18 protein-coding genes are annotated in these 21,153 nt (G+C 59.7%); 9 read left to right on the top strand and 9 right to left on the bottom strand.

The annotated features are described in order from the left end of the window. Window positions 1-63: 63 nt before the first annotated feature. Together MCB86_RS05935 and xylB are read left to right on the top strand one after the other, a co-directional pair. Entirely contained in the window at window positions 64-1,542 is a 1,479-nt protein-coding gene (locus tag MCB86_RS05935) for a mannitol dehydrogenase family protein (RefSeq protein ID WP_239610295.1), read from the top strand. A gap of 11 nt (window positions 1,543-1,553) precedes the next feature. After that, entirely contained in the window at window positions 1,554-3,077 is a 1,524-nt protein-coding gene (gene xylB, locus MCB86_RS05930) for a xylulokinase (RefSeq protein WP_239610294.1), read from the top strand. Between the two features lie 121 nt (window positions 3,078-3,198). Here the strand turns inward: xylB and MCB86_RS05925 are convergent, their stop codons facing one another. Next, window positions 3,199-4,425 carry an acyl-CoA dehydrogenase gene (locus MCB86_RS05925; RefSeq protein WP_045162405.1) on the bottom strand — a complete coding sequence of 409 codons (1,227 nt, stop codon included), beginning with the start codon at window positions 4,423-4,425 and terminating at the stop codon, window positions 3,199-3,201. A 141-nt stretch (window positions 4,426-4,566) separates the two neighbouring features. Between MCB86_RS05925 and MCB86_RS05920 the strand changes: the two genes are divergently transcribed. Next, window positions 4,567-5,481, top strand: a complete 915-nt coding sequence (locus MCB86_RS05920; RefSeq protein ID WP_045162406.1) for a LysR family transcriptional regulator — start codon at window positions 4,567-4,569, stop codon at window positions 5,479-5,481. Window positions 5,482-5,517: 36 nt separating this feature from the next. Here the strand turns inward: MCB86_RS05920 and MCB86_RS05915 are convergent, their stop codons facing one another. From MCB86_RS05915 to MCB86_RS05900, 4 genes are all read right to left on the bottom strand, one after another. Beyond that, window positions 5,518-6,537: a LacI family DNA-binding transcriptional regulator gene (locus tag MCB86_RS05915; RefSeq protein WP_239610293.1), complete on the bottom strand. Its 1,020-nt coding sequence runs from the start codon at window positions 6,535-6,537 to the stop codon at window positions 5,518-5,520. A gap of 67 nt (window positions 6,538-6,604) precedes the next feature. Further along, window positions 6,605-7,621 (bottom strand): TRAP transporter substrate-binding protein, encoded by a 1,017-nt coding sequence (locus MCB86_RS05910; protein ID WP_045162408.1) that lies wholly within the window; start codon window positions 7,619-7,621, stop codon window positions 6,605-6,607. Window positions 7,622-7,679: 58 nt separating this feature from the next. Next, on the bottom strand, window positions 7,680-8,957 hold the full coding sequence (locus MCB86_RS05905) for a TRAP transporter large permease subunit (RefSeq protein ID WP_045162409.1): 1,278 nt from the start codon (window positions 8,955-8,957) through the stop codon (window positions 7,680-7,682). A 44-nt stretch (window positions 8,958-9,001) separates the two neighbouring features. After that, on the bottom strand, window positions 9,002-10,090 hold the full coding sequence (locus MCB86_RS05900) for a gluconokinase, GntK/IdnK-type (RefSeq protein ID WP_239610423.1): 1,089 nt from the start codon (window positions 10,088-10,090) through the stop codon (window positions 9,002-9,004). 242 nt (window positions 10,091-10,332) lie between these two features. Between MCB86_RS05900 and MCB86_RS05895 the strand changes: the two genes are divergently transcribed. Continuing rightward, the gene (locus MCB86_RS05895; protein ID WP_045162410.1) at window positions 10,333-10,611 is read left to right on the top strand and encodes a peptidylprolyl isomerase; all 279 of its coding nucleotides are present in this window, start codon (window positions 10,333-10,335) and stop codon (window positions 10,609-10,611) included. Here the strand turns inward: MCB86_RS05895 and zapE are convergent. Together zapE and MCB86_RS05885 are read right to left on the bottom strand one after the other, a co-directional pair. After that, complete coding sequence (zapE, locus tag MCB86_RS05890; protein ID WP_239610292.1) at window positions 10,608-11,744, bottom strand: cell division protein ZapE; 1,137 nt, start codon at window positions 11,742-11,744, stop codon at window positions 10,608-10,610. The genes MCB86_RS05895 and zapE overlap by 4 nt on opposite strands. Before the next feature lie 77 nt (window positions 11,745-11,821). Further along, the gene (locus tag MCB86_RS05885) at window positions 11,822-12,733 is read right to left on the bottom strand and encodes a LysR family transcriptional regulator (protein ID WP_239610291.1); all 912 of its coding nucleotides are present in this window, start codon (window positions 12,731-12,733) and stop codon (window positions 11,822-11,824) included. Between the two features lie 130 nt (window positions 12,734-12,863). Between MCB86_RS05885 and MCB86_RS05880 the strand changes: the two genes are divergently transcribed. The 4 genes from MCB86_RS05880 (at window position 12,864) to MCB86_RS05865 (ending at window position 17,702) form a co-directional block, all read left to right on the top strand. After that, complete coding sequence (locus MCB86_RS05880; RefSeq protein WP_239610290.1) at window positions 12,864-14,108, top strand: D-amino acid dehydrogenase; 1,245 nt, start codon at window positions 12,864-12,866, stop codon at window positions 14,106-14,108. Between the two features lie 24 nt (window positions 14,109-14,132). Continuing rightward, window positions 14,133-14,486, top strand: a complete 354-nt coding sequence (locus tag MCB86_RS05875; RefSeq protein ID WP_239610289.1) for a RidA family protein — start codon at window positions 14,133-14,135, stop codon at window positions 14,484-14,486. A 108-nt stretch (window positions 14,487-14,594) separates the two neighbouring features. Then, a complete protein-coding gene (locus MCB86_RS05870) occupies window positions 14,595-15,566 on the top strand; it encodes a TAXI family TRAP transporter solute-binding subunit (protein WP_239610288.1) in 972 nt (323 codons plus the stop codon). Between the two features lie 147 nt (window positions 15,567-15,713). Further along, on the top strand, window positions 15,714-17,702 hold the full coding sequence (locus MCB86_RS05865; RefSeq protein ID WP_239610287.1) for a PhoX family phosphatase: 1,989 nt from the start codon (window positions 15,714-15,716) through the stop codon (window positions 17,700-17,702). A gap of 32 nt (window positions 17,703-17,734) precedes the next feature. On the opposite strand, the gene MCB86_RS05860 is transcribed toward MCB86_RS05865, so the two are convergent. Together MCB86_RS05860 and MCB86_RS05855 are read right to left on the bottom strand one after the other, a co-directional pair. Further along, window positions 17,735-18,793, bottom strand: coding sequence for an AI-2E family transporter (locus MCB86_RS05860; RefSeq protein ID WP_045162417.1), 1,059 nt, complete (start codon window positions 18,791-18,793; stop codon window positions 17,735-17,737). Between the two features lie 136 nt (window positions 18,794-18,929). Continuing rightward, window positions 18,930-20,246 carry a Na+/H+ antiporter NhaC family protein gene (locus MCB86_RS05855; protein WP_239610286.1) on the bottom strand — a complete coding sequence of 439 codons (1,317 nt, stop codon included), beginning with the start codon at window positions 20,244-20,246 and terminating at the stop codon, window positions 18,930-18,932. Window positions 20,247-20,429: 183 nt separating this feature from the next. On the opposite strand from MCB86_RS05855, the gene queD reads away from it, so the two are divergent. Beyond that, entirely contained in the window at window positions 20,430-20,786 is a 357-nt protein-coding gene (queD, locus tag MCB86_RS05850) for a 6-carboxytetrahydropterin synthase QueD (protein WP_239610285.1), read from the top strand. Window positions 20,787-21,153: the final 367 nt, after the last annotated feature.

Genomic DNA, 21,153 nt, shown 5'->3' with positions numbered 1-21,153 from the left:
TGTTGACCAGTCGCAGCGAGTCACGCCTTCGTTTTTTTGAATTCACGCCCCGCGAGGCCTGATATGAAGTTGAAACGACAGAATCTGCCACAGCTGCCGGCATCCATCGTCCGGCCTTCTTATGACCTGCAGTCCGTGCGTACTGGCATCGCCCACATCGGTGTTGGCGGTTTCCACCGTGCCCACGAGGCGGCCTACACCGACGCCCTGATGAACACGGGCGAAGGCCTCGACTGGGGCATCTGCGGTATCGGCACCCGAGCGGGCGAGATCACCATGCGCAACGCTCTAGCATCGCAGGATTACCTCTACACCCTGGTCGAGCTGGATGACCGGCCGGACACCGAGGTGCGGGTGATGGGCAGCATCCGCGACATGCTGCTGGTGACCGAGGATGGCTCCGAAGCGGTAGTCACCCGGCTGGCCGACCCGGCCATTCGCATCGTCTCGCTGACCATCACCGAAGGCGGCTACTGCATGGATGACAGCACAGGCCAGTTCAACGCCACACTGCCGCAAATTCAGCATGACCTCACTCATCCGCGCGCGCCGATCAGCGTATTCGGGCTACTCTGCGCCGCGTTGGCCAAACGTCGCAGCGAAGGCAGCGGGCCGTTTACCGTCATGTCCTGCGACAACCTGCCGCACAATGGCGATGTCACCCGCAAGGCGACCCTGGCCTTCGCCAACCTGATCGATGCCGAGCTGGCAGGCTGGATAGAAGGCAACGTCAGCTTTCCCAACGCCATGGTCGACCGGATTACACCGATGACCAGCGTCGCGCATCGCAAGGATCTCAGGCAGCAGCACGATGTCGACGACGCCTGGCCGGTGGTCTGTGAGCCCTTCGTGCAATGGGTGCTGGAAGACAAGTTCGTTGCCGGACGTCCGGCCTGGGAAAAGGTCGGCGTGCAGTTCACCGACGATGTCACGCCCTATGAGGAGATGAAGATCAAGCTGCTCAACGGTAGCCACCTGGCGTTGACCTACCTGGGCTTCTTGCGCGGCTACCGCTTCGTCCACGAGACCATGGCCGATCCATTGTTCGTCGAGTACATCCGTCGCTACATGGACGATGACGTCACGCCGCAGCTGGCGCCCGTGCCTGGCATCGACCTGACCGAGTACAAGCAGACCCTGATCGAGCGCTTCTCCAATTGCGCCATCGCCGATCAGCTGGAGCGCGTCTGTTCCGACGGCTCATCGAAATTTCCCAAGTTCACCGTACCGACCATCAACCGTCTGATCGCCGACGGCGCGGAGCTGGACCGCGCCGCGCTGGTGGTGGCCGCCTGGGCCATGTACTTGCGTGGCGTCGACGAGAACGGTGACCGCTATCGAATTCCCGATCCGCGAGCCGAGTTCTGCCAGGCGCTGGTGGAAGAGGACGAGGGCCTCGCCGAACGACTGCTCGGGCGCGAAGAGATCTTCGGCGCGCAGATTCCCCGATCCATGGCGTTCCGCGACGCCTTCGAGCGCAACCTGTTGCGGCTGCGTACGCTCGGCGTGAGCGGCACGCTAGATCTCCTGCTGACACGCTGACGGAGGCCACCATGTTTCTCGGCATCGATTGCGGAACCCAGGGCACCAAGGCGCTGCTGCTCGATGCCTCCAGCGGCCGCGTCTTAGGCCAGGGCTCAGCCAGCCATGAGCTGATCAGCGGCCCCAATGGCCGCCGCGAACAGCGCACCGAACAGTGGACCTGCGCCTTCGAAACGGCCACCGCCGCGGCCTTGAGCGAGGCCGGCGTACCGGGCGCTGCGATATTGGGCATCGGCGTTTCCGGCCAGCAACACGGCCTGGTCACGCTCGATGCACAGGGTGCGGTGCTTCGCCCGGCCAAGCTCTGGTGCGACACGGAATCAGCGGCTGAAAATCAACGGCTACTTGACTGGCTGGGCGGCGAAAGCGGATCGCTACAGCGCCTCGGTGTTGCCATTGCGCCGGGCTACACCGTTTCCAAGCTCCTCTGGATGAAAGAACAGCATCCGCAACTGTTCGAACGCATCGCGCATACCCTGCTGCCCCACGATTATCTCAACTACTGGCTCACGGGCCGCTGCTGCAGCGAATACGGCGACGCCTCCGGAACCGGCTACTTCAACGTGCGCAGCCGGGAATGGGACTTCGAGATCCTGCGGCATATCGATCCAAGCGGTCGCATCGAGGCAGCGCTACCGGAGCTGATCGGGCCAGACCAGCCCGTCGGCCGGCTGCGCCCAGAGCTGGCGAAGCGCCTGGGCTTGAACCCACACGCCATCGTATCGAGCGGCGGTGGTGACAACATGATGGGCGCGATCGGCACCGGCAATATCAGCACCGGCGCGATCACCATGAGCCTCGGCACGTCCGGCACGTTGTACGCCTATACTGACCAGCCACGTATCAGCCCGCAGCCCTCGGTCGCAACCTTTTGCAGCTCGAGCGGTGGCTGGCTGCCGCTGATCTGCACCATGAACCTGACCAATGCCAATGGTGCCGTTCGCGACCTGCTGCAGCTGGATCTCGAGCAGTTCAATGCTTTGCTGGCCCAGGCGCCGATCGGTGCTGAAGGCGTCTGCATGTTGCCGTTTCTCAACGGCGAGCGGGTTCCCGCCCTGCCCCACGCCACAGCCAGCCTGCACGGGTTGACCAGCGGCAATCTCACCCGCCCCAACCTGTGCCGCGCTGTGGTCGAAAGCGTGAGCTTCGGCCTGCGCTACGGTCTGGACCTGCTGCGTGATAGCGGTGTTCGCAGCGAGCGGATCCAGCTGATCGGTGGCGGTGCGAAGAATCCGCTATGGCGGCAGATGATCGCCGACATGATGGCGACTCCGGTGGTCTGCACCACCTATAGCGAAGCCGCCGCGCTGGGCGGTGCCATTCAGGCCGCCTGGTGTCATGCGCGGCAAAGCGATCCACAGGCGAGTCTTGACGAGCTGTGCGAGCGTTGCGTCAGCTTCGACGAAACGACCGCTGTCGAACCCCGCGCCGAGGCCGTGGAGGCCTACGAGCGGGTCTATCGACGCTACCGAGAGCTGATCGTCGCCACCTATGGTCGGCACACCCCACCGGACCTGGTGACGGTCGCCCCCTGAGGCGTGCCAGGCTGCGACGTGGGACGCCATACTCAGTCGCCTGCTATCAACGAAGCGGTCAGGCAAAAAAAGGCAAAGCCACCGAATGTGGCTTTGCCTTTTGAACAACAACGAGCCGGAATCAGCGGCTACGCAGCATTTCCCGCGGGAAATACTTACCCAACTCGTGCTTGGCAATCGATGCGCGATGCACTTCGTCCGGGCCGTCAGCCAGGCGCAGGGTGCGCTGCATCGCCCACCAGTGCGCCAGCGGGAAGTCTTCGGAAACACCCGCACCACCATGGATCTGAATGGCGCGGTCGATGACCTTCAGCGCGACGTTAGGTGCGACCACCTTGATCTGAGCGATCTCGCTGGCGGCAATCTTGTTGCCCACGGTATCCATCATGTACGCCGCATTGAGTGTCAGCAGGCGTGCCATGTTGATTTCGATGCGGCATTCGGCAATGTGGTCGAAATTCGCCCCCAAGCGCGCCAGCGGCTTGCCGAAAGCAGTACGGTTCACCGATCGCTCGCACATCAGCTTCAGCGCGCGCTCAGCGACACCGACGGAACGCATGCAGTGATGGATACGGCCTGGGCCAAGGCGACCCTGGGCGATTTCGAAGCCACGACCTTCACCGAGCAGCACGTTCTCGTACGGCACCCGCACGTTTTCCAACAACACTTCGGCGTGGCCGTGCGGCGCGTCGTCGTAGCCAAAAACCGGCAGCGGACGCAGCACCTTCAAGCCAGGCGCGTCCATCGGTACGAGGATCATCGAATGCTGCTGGTGGCGCGGTGCATCCGGGTTGGTGAGGCCCATGAAGATCATGATCTTGCAGCGTGGATCGCAGGCACCGGACGTCCACCATTTACGACCATTGATAACCCACTCATCACCCTCGCGAACCGCACGAGCCTCCATGTTGGTGGCGTCGGAAGACGCCACACCTGGTTCAGTCATGCCGAAGGCGGAGCGGATTTCCCCACGCAGCAGTGGCTCAAGCCATTGCTTCTTCTGCTCTTCACTGCCGTAGCGCACCAGCACTTCCATGTTGCCGGTGTCCGGCGCCGAGCAGTTGAATGCCTCCGGGCCAAGACCTGAGCTGCCCATGATCTCGGCCAGCGGTGCGTATTCGGTGTTGGTCAGGCCGGCGCCGAGCTCGGACTCTGGCAAGAACAGGTTCCATAGCCCTTCGGCTTTGGCTTTGGCCTTGAGTTCTTCGACAATCGCGGTGGGCTGCCAGCGGTCTCCCTCGCTCACCTGTTGGTAGAAGATCTTTTCAGCAGGATAGACATGGGCATCCATGAACGCCTGGACGCGCTCACGCAGCTCTTGAACCTTGGGGGAATAGGCGAAATTCATGGCGACCTTCTGCACGTAATGTTTTGTAGTTTTGAATGCTAGAGGACGCTCAGTGATTTATCTAAGCTATTTTCCTCGTGTATAAACATTCATCACCGATATATGATCGGCCAATTCCGATATACGCCAGAGAGCACAACAATGAACCTGAACAAGGTCGATCTGAATCTATTCATTGTCTTCGACGCCATCTACACCGAGGCCAACCTGACTCGCGCCGGGCAGATCGTAGGCATCACCCAGCCGGCCGTCTCCAATGCCCTGGCACGGTTGCGCGAGACCTTCAACGACCCGCTGTTCGTGCGTACCGCCCAAGGCATGGTGCCGACCCCGATGGCACAGAACATCATCGGGCCGGTGCGTAACGCATTGCAGTTACTGCGGGTGTCGGTGCAGGAAAGCCGTACCTTCAATCCGCTACAGGCAAACAAGACTTTCCGCATCAGCATGACCGACCTTACCGAGGCCGTGGTACTGCCACCGTTGTTCCAGCGGCTGCGACGGCTGGCGCCGAATGTGAAGATCGAAAGCATGCTGGCCAAGCGCCGCGAAACCACCAAAGAGTTAGCCGCCGGCCGCCTGGATTTCGCCATGGACGCGCCGCTCAATACCGACCCACAGGTTCGCCACGTCAAGCTGTTGGAAGACCGCTACGTATGCGCCATGCGCCGTGGACATCCAATGGCGAAGGACAAGCTCAGCGTCGAGGAATACCTGTCGCTGTCGCACATCCACATCTCCAGCCGGCGCAGCGGTCTGGGCATGGTCGATCTGGCCCTGGGGAAGATGGGCCAGCAGCGCAAGATCGCCCTGCGCTCACAGCACTACATGATGGCTACTCAGGTGATTCAGCAGACCGACATGGCGGTCACCGTGCCAGAGCGTTTCGCCCGTCGTCACGATCTACATCAGATCCCGTTGCCGGTGGACATTCCGCCATTGGAGACGCACATCTACTGGCACGAAAGCACCGATCAGGACCCCGCCAACCGCTGGATGCGCGAACAGATGATCGAGATCGCTCAGCAGGTCACCGCGGCACAGCAAGCCGAGTAGCAATACGGCCGGCAGGTCCCCTTGCCGGCTCTCCAACTACGCACTTTCGCGCATCACCACTTCGAATCCGACGTCGATCCGCCGTTGCGACGGAGTTTCGCCACGCATGAGGCTCAACAGCATCTGCCCGGCCAGCTTGCCAATTTCGCCACGAATGGTTCGCACCGTCGTCAGAGCCGGATGCATCCAGGCGGCCGCTGGCAGGTCGTTGAAGCCTGCGATCGCCAGTCGTTGCGGGACGGCAAGCTGCAGCTGACGCGCACGGAACAGCGCGCCCAGCGCCAAATCGTCATTGTTGAAGAAAATCGCATCGATCTGAGGATGCTGCGCCAGCAGTCGGTCCAGCAATTGCGCGCCCAAACCAATGGAGGAAACCTCAGGCGTCAGCAATTCCAACGCGGCGGCGTAGCGCGACGCGTCGCGCATGGCCTGCCGATACCCTTCGGCGCGTTGCAGCGTGCGGGGGTCGAGCTGAGCGGCAGCGAAAGCGATATTGCGGTAGCCGCGTTCGAGCAGCTTGCGGGTCATTTCCGCACCCGCCTCGTACTGTGAGAAGCCGACGCAGTAGTCTTCCTCCGCATCACTCAGCTCCATCAGGGTAACGATCGGGCTGTTGTAACTGCCGAGCACTTCGCGCGCGGCGTCACTGCGTTCGAATCCGGTGACCAACAGTCCGGCCGGCTGATGCGCCAGATAGGCGCGTAGCAGACGCTCATCTTCTTCGGGGTGGTAATGGCTGACACCGATCATCAGCTCATAGCCAGCCGGCATCAGCACACGCTGAATGGCCTCGACCGTATCGACGAACACCGCGTTCGATAGCGATGGGATGATCACCGCGACCAGATTCGACCGGGCGCTGGCAAGGTTGCGCGCGGCGGTATGCGGCACGTAACCCAGTGTCTTGACCGCTGCCATCACGCGCTCGCGCAAGGCGTCCGACACCCGTTCGGGTTGCGACAGCGCACGTGAGGCGGACATCAGCGAACAGCCTGCGCTGCGGGCAACATCGGAGAGCGTGGCCCGTTCCAGAGAACGACGACGGCGAGAACTCATAGCGGCATCCAGCGACCAAGGACGGGAATTCTATAACGGGACGGCGCCCCCGCAGGGGCGCGGCCGCTCACTTCGGCGCTTTGGCAATTTCCGCCTGGACTTCGTTGAACAAGGGCTCGCCCACCGTGTCGACCACGGTCTGAATCGCTGGCTTGGCCTTCTCGCGCATGCGCTGAATCTCTTCAGGGCTGACCTTGTTGATTTCCATGCCCTGCTCCTTGATTTTGGCCAAGGCTTCTTGCGCTTCGGCACGGGTGTCCGCACGCTCCGAATCGCGTGATTTCTTCGCGGCGTCCATGATGATCTTCTGCTCGGTCTCGGACAGGCCATCCCACCAGCGCTTGGACGCCGTGACGATCCATGGGCTGTAGACGTGATTGGTCACGCTCAGATACTTCTGCACTTCGTAGAATTTCGAAGAGAGGATGGTGTTGTAGGGGTTTTCCTGGCCGTCGACCGCCTTGGTTTCCAGCGCCGTAAACAGCTCAGAGAACGGCAGAGGCACCGCATTGGCGCCCATCTGTTTGAAGGTGTCAATGAACACCGGGTTAGGCATCACGCGCAACTTGATGCCGTTGAAGTCTTCCATCTTCTCGACCGGGCGCACGTTGTTGGTCAGGTTACGAAAGCCGTTCTCCCAGTAAACGAGGCCGACCAGGCCCTTGGCTTCCAGCGCATCCATGACCTTCTGACCCACGGGGCCGTCCAGCACGTAGTCCGCCTGCTTTTCACTTTCAAACAGGAAAGGTGTATCCCACACGGCCATTTCCTTGGCGATACCAACCAGGGTCGCCGTCGAGCCGACCATCATTTCCTGCGCCCCGCCCATCAGCGCGTTCTGCATTTGATCGTCCGAGCCCAAACTGGCGGAGCCGAAGGTGCGGACCTTGAGCTTGTTGTCCGACGCCTTGGCGATCTCTTCGGCGAGTACCTTGGCCGCGCGCCCCTGGTTACTGTCTTCATTGAGACCGTAGCCGAAGCGGATCATCCGCGGACGGATATCGTCGGCCGCCTGTGCGGTAACAGCGCTGATGGCACTGCCAAGGGTGGTAGCGGCCAGGGCCGCGATCAGAAAACGTTTCATGCTGACGTACCTTTTGTTGTTGTGGAGGATTGGGTGAAGCGATTGTTGTTTTGACCGATTACCTGAGCCACTGCAGCGGCACGGTGATGATCGACGGCACCGCGACCAGCAGTGCGACGATAACGAGGTAAATGGCGAAGAACGGAGTCACACCACGGACCAGGGTTTCCATGCGTAGCCGCCCGATTCCGCCGACGACGTTGAGCACCGTACCGACTGGTGGTGTAATCAAGCCGATCGAGCCGATCAGCACGAACATCACACCGAAATACACAGGATCGATGCCCGCCTTGACCGCAATGGGCGCAAGTACCGGACCGAGAATCAGGATCGTCGGGGTCAGGTCGAGCACCATGCCGATCGCGATCATCAGCACCATGATGGCAACCATGAGCAGTTTCGGATCCTCGGCCAAAGGCCCGAGCATGGCGGCAATCTCGTCTGGCAACTGGGCGAGCGTAATCATGTAGGCGGAAACGATCGCGGCTGCGCAAAGGAACATGACCGAAGCCGTGGTGCGGCTGGCGCGGGTCAGCACTTCTATCACTCCGCTCCAGCTCAGCTCGCGGTACAGCAGCGTCGACACCAGCAACGCATAGACCGCAGCCACAACAGCCGCTTCGGTAGGCGTGAACAGGCCAAAACGCAAGCCACCGACAATGATCACCGGCAGCATCAACGCAGCCGAACCATCGACCAGAGCCTTGCGGCGCTCAGCTCCGCTGGCCTTCGCCTGTGGTGGCTCTTCGATCTTGCGCGCGATCAGGGTCCAGGCAATCACCAGCCCGGCGCCCATGATCAAGCCCGGCACCATACCGGCGAGAAACAGCTGGCTGATCGAGGTGTTGGTCACCACGCCGTAGATCACGAACGGCATCGACGGTGGAATGATCGGCGCAATGATGCCGCCGGCCGCCACCAAGCCCGAGGACGAGCTCAACGGATAACCACGCTCGCGCATCATCGGCAACAGCAGCGTCGCCAGCGCGGCGGTGTCCGCCAACGCCGAGCCGGACATGCTCGCCAGCAGCACCGACGCGGCGATCGCCACGTAGCCGAGACCACCACGCTTATGGCCGAAATAAGCCTGCGCCATGTTGATGATGCGCCGGGAAATACCGCCGGCGTTCATCAGTTCGCCCGCGAGGATGAAGAACGGCACGGCCAGCAGCGGGAAGCTGTCGGCCCCGGCCTGCAGGTTCTGCGCGAGCAGCTGCACATCCCAGAAATCCAGATACCACATCAGCACCGCGCCAGTGAGGATCAGCGCGAAGGCGATCGGCATACCGAAGGCCATGAAGCCAAATAATGACGAGAGAAAGACGACGACAGTCATGTACGGACCTCGGTTGGGCGTCTGCCCTTGTTGTTATCAGGAAATCAATCGGCCGTTACATTGGCTTCGGCGATATGCGCGGGCGGTTGTCGACGCCAGACGTTGATCAGCTGGAGCAAGGCCAGCACCGTCAGCGCGAGCATGCTAGCGGCGACCGGAACCATGGCGATCGCCAGCGGATAACCCACTACCGGGCTATTGATGTTCCAGCCGAACTGCATTTGGTGCCAGCCGCCCAGGGCGGCCATGCCGCTGGCGACGGCCACCATGATCCAGCTGATCGAATCCACGACACGGCGAAACAGCAAGGGAAAGCGGTCCCGGATCATGCTGAAGGCCATCAGCTCGCCTCGCCGCATGCTAGACGCGACGCCGACGAAAACCAGCCAGACGAAGGCCAGCCGGGACAGCTCTTCGGCACCGGTCCAGCCAGTGCCAAAGGCGTAGCGCAACACCACGCTGCTGAATACCACGATAACCATGAAGGCCAGCAACGCGGCCATCAGCCAGTCGGTAATGCGATCGAAGCCCTGGGCGACTCGTCCACTATAGATTGGCGGGCTAGTCAGCTCGGCACCTCGCACCGTCGACGCGTTAGCGCTATCAAGCGGAGCCGCCGAAAGCCCCTCACGCTCGCTGATCTCCAGACCCAGGCCTTGCTGCATCCAGCCAACGATTGCCTCCAGCACCCGCTCACGCGGCTGGCTGGCGTCAACTACAAGTACGCCCGGCTCACCTTCCGGTGATTCGAGAGTGGCGAACTGGCTGTCCACCAGCGAAATAGGCATGAAGTGCCCGGCACGCCCGCCAACACGCTGCACGGCGATGTCGTAGTCGATGGCTAGGTGAGCGAAACGCAGGCCGGGAACGGCATGGCGCAGCAAGTCACGATAGCGGCACTTGAGGGCGGAACAGGCCAGAACGAAACCAACGTCGTCATCAATGGCGCGCTGCATCTCGACCGTCAGCTTCTGCAACCACTCGACACGGTCAGCGTCCGACAGCGGTGTGCCGGCACGCATGCGTGCCACGTTTTCTTCGGGATGGAAATGGTCGGCTTCGATATGTCGAAAACCCAGTGCTTCGGCGACGGCGTGGCTGGTATCGGTCTTGCCCGAACCGCTGACGCCCATCACCACCAACGCTCGACAGGTCGCAGGAAAATCGCTGTTGGAGTGGGAATCCACTATCGGCTCTCCAGCAGCATCGAAGTGCTGCGTTATGATTGTTGAGCAGAATGGTAGCGCTAACATGAAGCACCCATAACTACCGTTCGTCGGGTCAGGTGGCGGACGAACGGTCGGCCTTGGGCGATGCTGCTTCGGTTTTGCATCTGCCCTGACTACAATCGCCGCCGCACGCAAGGAGAAACGCAATGCCCAAAGCCATGGCCCGCCATATTCTGGTGAAGACCGAAGCCGAAGCTGCACAGCTGAAAAAGCGCATAGCCGGCGGCGAGGCCTTCGATGTGCTAGCGAGGAAGTATTCGACTTGCCCGTCGGGCAAGAAAGGTGGCGATCTGGGCGAGGTGCGACCAGGACAGATGGTCCGAAGCATCGATCAGATCATCTTCAAGAAAGCACTGGGCGAGATACATGGCCCAGTAAAAAGCCAGTTCGGTTATCACTTGGTGCAAGTGTTCTACCGCGACTAAACGGTGCCTGCCCCGGCTGTGCCGAATCGCTGCAGTTGCATTTCCCGTAGCCGGCTCAGGGTGCGACGAAACGCGAACGATAGATATCCCTGGGTGTACAGCGCCTCCAGCGGCACCCGGGCCTCCAGATACAGCGGCACACCGCGGTCGTAACACTCATCCACCAGCGCAATAAAACGTCTGACCGCATCGTCGCGCGGGGCCAACCTCGGTAACTCTCGATCCCCCGCCTCTACCTGCGCCGCAGCATCTTCGGTACCCCGAGCAATGCGCCCTTCCCTCTGCTCGCTGCCGAGCTTCGGAATTTCACTGATCAGAATCGCAGAGAAGCGGTCGCACAGCTCGATGAAATCCAAAGCCGAAAACGGCTGCTCACAGAGATCGGCAAAACGACACCAGATCACCGATCCGCTATTGCGTACGGTCTGCACCGGACGATGGCCAACGGTCACCACATTTGTATTGGAATCCTCGCCGCCCGCCAGCTCATCGAATACGGACCACAGCGCGCTGACGCTATCTGGCATGGTTAACCAATAGCGCTGTAGCGCGGCGCCTGGTCGCTGCCGGTGGTCCGCGCCGCCATCCACTTCGATTACATTCATGTGCCGCTCGATGGCATCGATAGCCGGCACGAATCGCTCCCGGTTGAAGCCATCGGCGTATAGCTGGCCAGGCGGCTGATTGGAGGTGGCGACGATGACCACCCCGTGCTCGAACATGACCTGAAACAGGCGTCCAAGGATGATCGCATCGCCGATATCGCCAACGAACAGCTCATCGAAGCACAGTACACGCACTTCCTGGCTTAGTTCTTTGGCCAGCACCTGCAGTGGATCAGCCGTGCCGTTGAGCTGGAACAACCGGATATGCACCCAGCGCATGAAATGGTGAAAATGCTGCCGGCGTGACGGTACTCGCAAGCTGCGGTGAAACATGTTCATCAGCCAGGTTTTGCCACGTCCCACCGGCCCCCATAGATAGACGCCGCGCGGCGTCTCCATGGCTGTGCCGTGCAAGGCGTCGTGGCAGTGCTGCAGCAAGGCAACGGCGCGCAGCTGAGCAGCGTCACTGACAAAGCCTTGATCGGCGATGGTCTGCTGGTACAGGGCAAGCGGGGAGCTGAGTTCCATAAAAAAACAGGCGATGGTGATATGTATCGCGATGGTAACTCAGGCACATCTGAATCGCAGGACAAGCCAGCCGATGACTACGGTCGGAGCTGATCTCCCATCAGGCTGTTGGCTTGCTTGCGTACCTGCTCAAGCAGTTCGAGCTGCGCTGCGGACGCCGCTTCCTGGGTTCTCTCCAGCGCATAGAGCGGTACGGGGATCAGCGGCTCTAAGGGGCGTGCCAGTACCCGCTGCCCGTCCCCTGCCTGCGCGGTCAAAGGATCAACCAGGGCCAACCCTTGCCCGGCAGCAACAAGCGTGCGCGCCAGTTGGTACGTCTGTACCCAGGTATCGATGCGCGGCGGCGGATCGAGCGCTTCCAGATGGCCGCGCAGCAGACCGCCGAGCGCATCATGCGTATCCAGACCGATCAGCGGGGCATCGGCCAATTGCTCCAACCGAAAGGGATGCGAAAGCGTTTCGTCTGACCACCAGCCGACCGGAGCGATCACCATCATCTGTCCCTGCGCGAGGAGCTGGCTGCTCAGACCCGGATGTTCCACCGCCTGCAAAGTCAGCCCTAGATCGGCCTCGCGCAATAACAAGGCCTGGATGATCTCAGCGGTGTGCTGGGTGGCCAGGTGGCATTGCGTACTGGTGAATCGCGTACGCCAAAGGCGCAGCGCCTCGGGCACCAGCGCTTGCGCTAATGCAGGCGTGCAGATCAGTCGCAACGCACGCTCCTCGCCCCGACCGAGATTGCCAGCCAGCCGCCGGAGATTCTGCAGATCGGCCGCGAGCCGCTCCGTTTCTTGCTGCAAGATCCGCGCTTCGGCGGTCGGTTGGAGCTTGCCCCGCACCCGATTGAACAGCGCAAAACCGAGCTGCTGCTCGGCATGTTTGAGAATTTTGCTCGCCGCTGGCTGGGATATGTGCAGTAGCTGCGCGGCGGCAGTCAGGCTGCCCGTCTGCAAGATGGCCTGGAACAATTCGATGTGGCGAAGGCGCATGCGCAATCCTCTGATCTGAGTGCCGAAGCATAACCATAACCCCGGGTTATGACTTATCTTCATCCTTTCATTGGCCGCTTCGCTCCCGCTGATTCTAGGCTGCTGTCATCAAATGTCTGGGAGCGGCACGATGCAAATCGCGGTAATCGGTGGCGGTGTCATTGGGCTGACCACGGCCTATGCACTGGTGCGCCAGGGGCATCAGGTCGAACTGGTCGAAAAGCGCGATCAGGTGGCGATGGAGACCAGCTTCGCCAATGGCGGCCAGCTTAGCTACCGCTACGTATCGCCGCTGGCCGATGCAGGCGTTCCCATGCAGGCGCTGGGCTGGATGCTGCGTGGCAACGATGCGCCCCTGCGGTTCCGGCCGAAAATCAGCAGACAGCAGTGGCGCTGGTGTCTGCGCTTCTTGCTCGCCTGCCGGCGCTCCACCAATCGGCGCAACGCACAGCACCTGCTACGCCTCGCCCTGCACAGCCAGCAGGTATTGCGCAGCTGGCGGGAAGAAGACGGCCTCAGTGACTTCGGTTGGCGCGCCAATGGCAAGCTGGTGATCTATCGCAGCCGAACCAGTTTCGAAAAGTCAGCTGCCGGGCTCGATACAAGCGCAGGCCAATTAGTGCTTAATGGCCCGCGGTGCATCGAAATCGAGCCGGCGCTGCTGCCCTTATCCGGTGAGCTGCACGGCGGCATCTATTCGCCTGGCGACGAAGTCGCCGATTGCCTCTTGTTCTGCCGACGGCTACTCGAACGGCTGGAACGATCGCCGAACTTTCGCTTGCACTGTGGATGGGAAGTCGGGGCGCTGCCCAAGGAGAACGGCCGGATTCGCTCGCTGAATGTCGGTGGCAAGCGGCTGGAGCTGGACCACTTGGTAATCGCCGCCGGCACCGCCAGCGTCGCACTGCTGCGGCCGTTGGGGATCGAATTGCCGATTTATCCACTCAAGGGCTACAGCCTGACGCTGCCGTTGAGCAGTCACATCGGCATTCCGGAAACCAACGTGACCGACTACGACAATAAGGTGGTGTATGCACGCTTGGGTGACCAGTTGCGGGTGGCCGCGATGGTCGATATCGCTGGCTGGGATGCCAGTCTCGATCAGGGTCGGATCGCCATGTTGCAGCGCCTCGCCAGCGAAACCTTTCCCGCCGCAGGAGACTACCGTACGGCGGCTCAATGGGCGGGGTTACGTCCGGCGACCCCGAAGGGAACACCGCTGCTCGGTGCCACTGCAATCGACAATCTCTGGCTCAACGTGGGTCATGGCAGCCTCGGTTTCACCCTGGCCTGTGGCAGCGCCGATCTGCTTTGCGACCTGATTGGCGATCGACGTCCGGCCGTTGCTCTGGACGGCCTCACTCTTGCTTCCTGACCACGCACCCAAAAGGATTTCCGCATGACTTTGCAACGTATCCGCAGTAATGAACGTATGTCCGCAGCCGTCACGTTCGCCGACTTGGTTTTTCTGGCTGGCCAAGTACCCGATAACCGCAGCGAGAACGCGGATGGGCAGACCCGGCAGGTGCTGGCGAAGATAGACAACTTGCTTGCCGAGGCCGGCTCCGATCGCTCAAGGATCCTCAGTGCGCAGATCTGGCTGAAGGACATCGAAGCCGACTTCGCAGCGATGAATGCAGTGTGGAGCGAATGGCTGCCGGCCGAATGCGCGCCGGCGCGAGCGACTGTGGAAGCCCGCCTCGCCTCAGCAGACGTGCTCGTGGAAATCATGGTGATCGCCGCCAGCGCCTGATCCGCTAGCACCGGTTCATGCTCTATCGCGGTCGCTGAGATGATGCCGTGGTCGTCACGGACGATACGGTGGCAAACCCAACCAATAAAAACATGAGAGGGACTCACGATGAATAAAAAGATCCGTATCGGTTTGCTCGGCTGCGTACTTGCCGGGTCCCTGGGTGCGAATACCGGCATGGCCCAGGAGCGTTTCGTCACTATCGGTACCGGTGGCCAGACCGGGGTCTATTACACGGCGGGTCAGTCGGTGTGCCGCTTTCTCAACCGCGCCGAAGTGCAGCCAGCGATCAAGTGCAACGCGCCGTCTACCGCCGGTAGTGTGACCAACATCATGTCGCTGCAAAACGGCGAATATGAATTCGGCTTCATTCAGTCCGACCATCAGCATAAAGCCCTGAACGGGCTCGCCCCTTTCGACAAGGACGGCCCTATCAAGGAACTGCGAGCCGTATTCTCATTGCAGACCGAGATTCTCACTGTGGTCGCTCGAAGCGATAGTGGTATCGAGTCGTTCGATGACCTCAAGGGCAAGCGAGTGAACATTGGGGTACCGGGATCTGGTAGCCGCGATACGTTCGAAGAGGTTATGAAGGCCAAAGGCTGGACCAACGCCGACTTCGCCCTGGCCAGCGAACTCAAGCCAGCAGAGATGGCCTCGGCACTCGGCGATAACAACCTCGACGCGATTACCTATGTAGTCGGACATCCCAGCGGGGCGATTCAGGAAGCACTGACCAACGTTAAAGCCAGGCTGATTCCGGTCGACGGTGCGCAGATCGACACCTTTCTAAAGGGCGCCGATTACTACACCGCAGCCGAGATTCCCGCCGGGCTCTACCCAGGCGTAGATGCAGCCGTCCCCTCGATCGGCGGCAAGGCGGTGCTGGCGACAACCGCGAATACCGACCCGGAAATCGTTTATCAGCTGGTTAAGGCCGTGTTTGACAACCTTGAGCGCTTCAAACGCCTGCACCCGGCGTTTGCCGACTTGGACGCCAAGGACATGATCCACGTCGGCCTCACCGCGCCATTGCATGAGGGCGCTGAGCGGTTCTATAAGGAGAAAGGCTGGCTCTGAAGCTGTTGCGCCGCCCCTAGGGCGGCGCCTCCACGGTGTCTGTAGCCAAACAAGCGAGCCGCTTGTCGGCAGCCGCTCACCTGTCATTAAATTGTCGCAACCTCAGCCTAGCGTCACAGTTCCGTCGATTACCTATGGAGCTGCGTCGTGACTGACGATAATCAAAACATCATGTTCGGCAATGGCGATGAACTGCCGAGCAACCGCTCAAACAACTGCCATATTCAGGATGTCGTCAGTGCGGGTCGACGCAAGGTTCTGGCAGGCGGCGCGGCGCTTGGAGCGTTGGCCTTTTTAGGTGGTTTGCCTGCCATCGCGGGCGCAGCCGAACCTGCAGGCGCAGCCAACAAGTTGCCCTTTCAGCGACGTACCCGCCTCCCGTTCGGCGCCGTAAACGTCACCAGAGCGGACACTGTCACGGTCCCATCCGGCTTTTCTACACAAGTGTTCATTCCTTGGGGCACGCCTATCTGCGGAAGCTATCCGGCGTATCTGGAAGACGGCAGCAACAGCGCGGAACACCAAGCGCAACAGACCGGAATGCACCACGACGGGATGCACTTCTTCCCGATGGACGCAAAGTTCAAAGGACGCAAGAGTGACCATGGCCTGCTCGCACTGAATCACGAATATATAGATCCGCCGTTGCTGCATCGAAACGGGCCCACTGTCGTGGGCGACAGACGCGTCGATGCCGATGAGGTCCGAAAGGAGATCAACGCCCACGGCGTATCGATCGTAGAAATCCGTCGCAATGCCCGCGGCGAGTGGGCTGTACTGCCATCCGCCCGCAACCGACGCATCACCGGCGCGACACCGATGCGAATCGAAGGCCCCGCCCGCGGTCATGACCTGATGAAAACCCGCTATAGCCCAAGCGGCACCTCCACTCGTGGGACCCTGAACAATTGCGCAAATGGTTACACACCTTGGGGAACCTATCTGACCTGCGAGGAAAACTGGGCGGGCTATTTCGCGACTCGCGACGCAGAGCTTCCTCGGCACCTGCAGCGCTACGGACTCCGCTCGACGAGCCGTTACGGCTGGGAAACCATTCAAGGTGATGAGTTCCAGCGCTTCGATGCCACCATAACAGCCGAAGACGCCCGTGCCGACTATCGCAACGAACCCAATACATTTGGCTGGATCGTCGAGATCGACCCGTTCGATCCTGACTCCACACCGGTAAAGCACACCGCGCTGGGCCGTTTTGCCCATGAAGGACTGGTGTTCGCACCCGTCAAGCCGGGTTGGCCAGTGGTCTGCTATTCGGGAGACGACTCGCAAAACGAGTACATCTATAAATACATCAGCCGCGACAAGTACCGTCCAATGCGCGGCGATAGCCGCCTTCTCGATGAAGGCACTCTGTACGTCGCTCGCTTCAATCCGGATGGCAGCGGCGATTGGTTACCGCTGGACATCAACGACGCAGGTTTTCAACAGGCGTGTGCCAACGCTGGCGTCGAATTCGCCGATCAGGGCGATGTAATGATCAATACTCGAGTCGCAGCGGACATTGTCGGAGCGACCAAAATGGATCGCCCGGAATGGGGCGCGGTGCATCCTGACACGGGCGAAGTGTATTTCACACTGACCAACAACAGCGCTCGACAGGAGGCCGACGCAGCCAATCCCCGAGCACCGAACCCTTACGGACATATCATCCGCTGGCGCGAGGTTGGACGAAATCACATCGGTACCCAATTCCGATGGGACCTTTATCTACTTGCCGGGCCACAGAACGACAGTCTCGACCCGCGTGGCAAATCACTGGACGAAGCGAGCATCCTGGCCAGCCCGGACGGCCTCTGGTTCGACGATGAGGGACGTCTCTGGATCCAGACTGACATGAGCGGCAGCCAGCTGAGCGGTGGACCTTTTGGCAACAACCAAATGCTGGTGTCGGACCCCAGGACGGGTGAGACCAAGAGATTCCTGGTTGGGCCAAGAGGAGCCGAGGTGACAGGCATTACAGCCACTCCCGACTTCCGCACCCTGTTCGTCAATATTCAGCACCCTGGAGAAGGTTCGACCTCCACCGAATACACCAGCGCCTGGCCCGATGGTCCAGGACGTAGGCCCCGTTCGGCTACGGTAATCATCACTCGTGACGATGGCGGACGAGTGCTTTGATCCCGAGGTGCGCCCGATACGACCGGGCGCGCCTAAGCTAACGGTTTGGATTCGGGGGCGGTAAACAACCCCCACGTGGACATGAACAGCGCAGCAATGAGCGGGCCGATCACGAAGCCATTAAGGCCGAACAGAGCGAGCCCGCCCAGCGTCGAGATCAACACCAAGTAGTCGGGCATCTTGGTGTCCTTCCCTACCAGAATCGGCCGAAGGATGTTATCCACCAAGCCAATCACCAAAACACCGTACAGGGTGAGAATTACACTCTGTACGACCATTCCCTTCATAAGGAAGTAAATTGCGACTGGCGTCCATATCAATCCTGCACCGACCGCTGGCAGCAATGACAAGAACGCCATGAGTACGCCCCAGAGCAACGCAGCAGGAATACCCAACACAGCGAAAATCACACCGCCAAGAAATCCTTGAGTGGCCGCTACGACGATATTTCCTTTAACCGTTGCCCTGACCACGCGCGTGAACTTGCTGAACAATCTACGTTTTTGATTATCGCTCAAAGGCAGCGCACGCCGGATCATTGCTACCAGTTCTCGCCCGTCTCGGATGAGGAAGAACAGCAGGTATAGCATCACAAAAAAGCTGATCAGAAACTGAAAGGTTCCTTGGCCAAAACTAAATGCCTTGGTAGCCAGAAACTGACTCCCTTCCAGCGCCCCGCTTGCAAGCCGCTCGCGTATTTGGTCCATATCACCAAGGCCAAACCTCTGCAACTGCAGCTGAAACGATGTGGGCAACAGTTCTTTTGCGCCACCTACGAAGCTGCCTATATCGAGTTCACCGCTTTCGATCTGTTTATAAAGCGAAGTGCCCTCTTGAACCAGCAGGCCGGCAATCAGGATAACTGGAAGAATCGCAACGACCAGACATACCGACAAGGTAATCAGTGCAGTCAAATTTCGCCTATTACCAAGACGGCTGTATAGGCGACGCTGGAGGGGCGCAAAAATGATGGCAAGAATGACGGCCCAGAATACTGCCCCGTAGAACGGGAAGAGTATCCAGCAGAACGCAAGGGTTACGATGAGCAACAGAGCAAGAAAAACTTTCTGCTCAAGAGTTGAGTTCACAATCTGCTTCCTATCGCTGCGGCTGTATCTATTAGTCAGCGATTGCCGTTAGGAGTGCTGGTTCGGCAGTAGGAAGTGGCATGATGAAAGCGCCGTCCTTAGGACGGCGCGTAATGCATATGGGCGGCAGTTCAATCCTTCACAACGTCATTGCTGCAACCCAGCCAAATGCAAGGAGCGGCAGGTTGTAATGCAGGAAGGTCGGCACCACGGTATCCCAGATGTGGTTGTGCTGGCCGTCTGCGTTCAACCCAGCAGTTGGGCCCAGCGTTGAGTCCGAAGCCGGCGAGCCCGCGTCTCCTAACGCACCGGCTGTGCCTACCAGGCTGACGATGGCCAACGGACTGAACCCGAGCTCCAACCCGAGCGGAACGAAAATCGCCGCGATAATCGGAACGGTGGAAAAGGAAGACCCGATACCGATGGTGACCAACAAGCCAACCAGCAACATCACCAAGGCGCCAATAGCCTTGCTGTTTCCAATCCATTCTGCAGACGCATCGACAAGAGTTTTGACTTCGCCCGTTTCGCGCATGACTTCTGCGAATCCGGCTGCAGCAATCATGATGAAGCCGATCATAGCCATCATCTTCATGCCTTCGGTGAACAGATCATCAGCCTCCTTCCAGCGCACCACTCCAGAAACGGAGAAAATAACGAAACCTATCAGGGCCCCGATAATCATCGAGTCCAGCCACAGCTGTACAACGAACGCAGCAGCAACAGCCAGCGCTGCAACCAGCAAGGTGAGGGGGCTGTAGGTCACGCTGATCGTTTTAGATTGATCGACCTTGCCTAGATCGTAGACGCGCCGTTTGCGGTAGCTGAACATGGCCATCAGCAGGCCTGCGCCCATCCCAAGGGCAGGAATCAACATGGCCTGGCTTACATTTATCCCAGAGACATCAGCACCGCTCTTGGCGACATTAGCGAGAAGAATTTCATTCAGAAAGATGCTTCCGAAGCCCACGGGCAAAAACATATAGGGCGTGACTAGGCCAAACGCCAGAACGCAGGCGATCAATCGTCTGTCGATCTGTAACTTACTCAGTACATACAGCAGAGGCGGGACCAGCAAAGGAATAAAGGCGATGTGTATAGGAAGGATATTTTGGGATGACACTGCGACCGCGAGCAACAGTCCGATCATCGTCCACTTAACTGCTCCGCCAGACTGGGATTCGCGCTTACCCACCATAGCCAGAGCGCGGTCTGCCAGAGCATGGGCTAGCCCACTCTTGCCGATTGCGACTGCGAACGCACCAAGCAGAGCATATGAAAGCGCGACCGTCGCTCCTCCCCCAAGCCCCTTGTTAAAAGCAGAGAGGCTCCCCTCAAGCCCTAGCCCACCCAAGACGCCCCCGGCAATAGCCCCAGTGATCAATGCCACTACTACATGGACCCGGCAAAGACTTAGGATCAGCATAATACCGACTGCCGCCACTACTGCATTCATTTCAACTCCTCGAAGTGGCACGTGCCGATAAAAAAGCGGGGTACTTTGCCCCAAGCCCGCAGTAGTGTCAAAGTCCAGCAAGAGATACGAACTTAGACGCGCTTTTCAAGCAGCCTGTTTAGCTGTGACACCCTAGTTACAGGACGGTAAGATGAGCCTGACTTTCACCTCTTGGATGAATCAGTGGAAATATTCAAAGAGTTTACGTTCGAATCAGCCCACCGCTTGCCGCATGTACCCGAGGGACATAAATGTGGCCGCCTGCACGGCCATTCGTTCCGGGTCGCAATCTACCTAGAGGGTGAAGTGAATGCTCATACAGGCTGGATTCGAGATTTTGGTGAGATAAAGCAAGTATTCAAGCCAATCTACGAACGACTCGATCACAACTATCTAAACGATTTGCCGGGCCTGGAAAATCCCACCAGTGAAAATCTGGCGAAGTGGATCTGGCATGAACTGAAACCGCTACTCCCAGAATTATCACGGATTCGCGTTCATGAAACCTGTACGAGCGGATGTGAATACCGGGGTAACTGACCTACGCATTGCGACGGGCTAGCGAGCCGCTTATTTATCTTATCGTTTGTGGTGCCTTGCGGTGTCCCGTGAACCGCATTTCCAACAAGATTGTAGCCTTACAAAAGCAAGGCGATCTATGTATACGCTATAGATGCGTTTAGCGCGCCTTGTGAATCTGGGCCGCCTGTCATTCATCCAACCCGCCCGCCCGCGCTACCGAGCGGTTACTCCAAAGCAACAAGCGCGGCTCACAGCGTTAGCTACCCAGCGCTCAAGGCGTGCCTCGGTAGTGAATCGTGTGCACTATTGGCAGACGATGAGAAATGGTTTTCCCGCACCCAAAGACAAACCCCCGGCCATCTTTCGATGATCGGGGGTTTGGTGT

It is taken from the genome of Pseudomonas sp. KSR10 (genome assembly GCF_022355455.1).
GTDB lineage: Bacteria > Pseudomonadota > Gammaproteobacteria > Pseudomonadales > Pseudomonadaceae > Stutzerimonas > Stutzerimonas stutzeri_E.
The sequence above is the reverse complement of the archived record's forward strand: the minus strand, read 5'-3'. Positions and strand labels throughout refer to the sequence as shown.

Bases quoted from the DNA above. Each gene is read 5' to 3' on its own strand.
- MCB86_RS05885 (WP_239610291.1), bottom strand. From the start codon at position 12,733: ATGCGCCTTCGCCACATCGAATTGTTCCAGGCCATCTTGCAGACGGGC.
- MCB86_RS05915 (WP_239610293.1), bottom strand. From the start codon at position 6,537: ATGAGTTCTCGCCGTCGTCGTTCTCTGGAACGGGCCACGCTCTCCGAT.
- MCB86_RS05875 (WP_239610289.1), top strand. From the start codon at position 14,133: ATGACTTTGCAACGTATCCGCAGTAATGAACGTATGTCCGCAGCCGTC.
- MCB86_RS05880 (WP_239610290.1), top strand. From the start codon at position 12,864: ATGCAAATCGCGGTAATCGGTGGCGGTGTCATTGGGCTGACCACGGCC.
- MCB86_RS05910 (WP_045162408.1), bottom strand. From the start codon at position 7,621: ATGAAACGTTTTCTGATCGCGGCCCTGGCCGCTACCACCCTTGGCAGT.
- MCB86_RS05900 (WP_239610423.1), bottom strand. From the start codon at position 10,090: ATGGGCGTCAGCGGTTCGGGCAAGACCGATACCAGCCACGCCGTCGCC.
- zapE (WP_239610292.1), bottom strand. From the start codon at position 11,744: ATGGAACTCAGCTCCCCGCTTGCCCTGTACCAGCAGACCATCGCCGAT.
- MCB86_RS05905 (WP_045162409.1), bottom strand. From the start codon at position 8,957: ATGACTGTCGTCGTCTTTCTCTCGTCATTATTTGGCTTCATGGCCTTC.
- MCB86_RS05855 (WP_239610286.1), bottom strand. From the start codon at position 20,246: ATGAATGCAGTAGTGGCGGCAGTCGGTATTATGCTGATCCTAAGTCTT.
- MCB86_RS05895 (WP_045162410.1), top strand. From the start codon at position 10,333: ATGCCCAAAGCCATGGCCCGCCATATTCTGGTGAAGACCGAAGCCGAA.
- MCB86_RS05920 (WP_045162406.1), top strand. From the start codon at position 4,567: ATGAACCTGAACAAGGTCGATCTGAATCTATTCATTGTCTTCGACGCC.
- MCB86_RS05925 (WP_045162405.1), bottom strand. From the start codon at position 4,425: ATGAATTTCGCCTATTCCCCCAAGGTTCAAGAGCTGCGTGAGCGCGTC.
- MCB86_RS05935 (WP_239610295.1), top strand. From the start codon at position 64: ATGAAGTTGAAACGACAGAATCTGCCACAGCTGCCGGCATCCATCGTC.
- MCB86_RS05870 (WP_239610288.1), top strand. From the start codon at position 14,595: ATGAATAAAAAGATCCGTATCGGTTTGCTCGGCTGCGTACTTGCCGGG.
- xylB (WP_239610294.1), top strand. From the start codon at position 1,554: ATGTTTCTCGGCATCGATTGCGGAACCCAGGGCACCAAGGCGCTGCTG.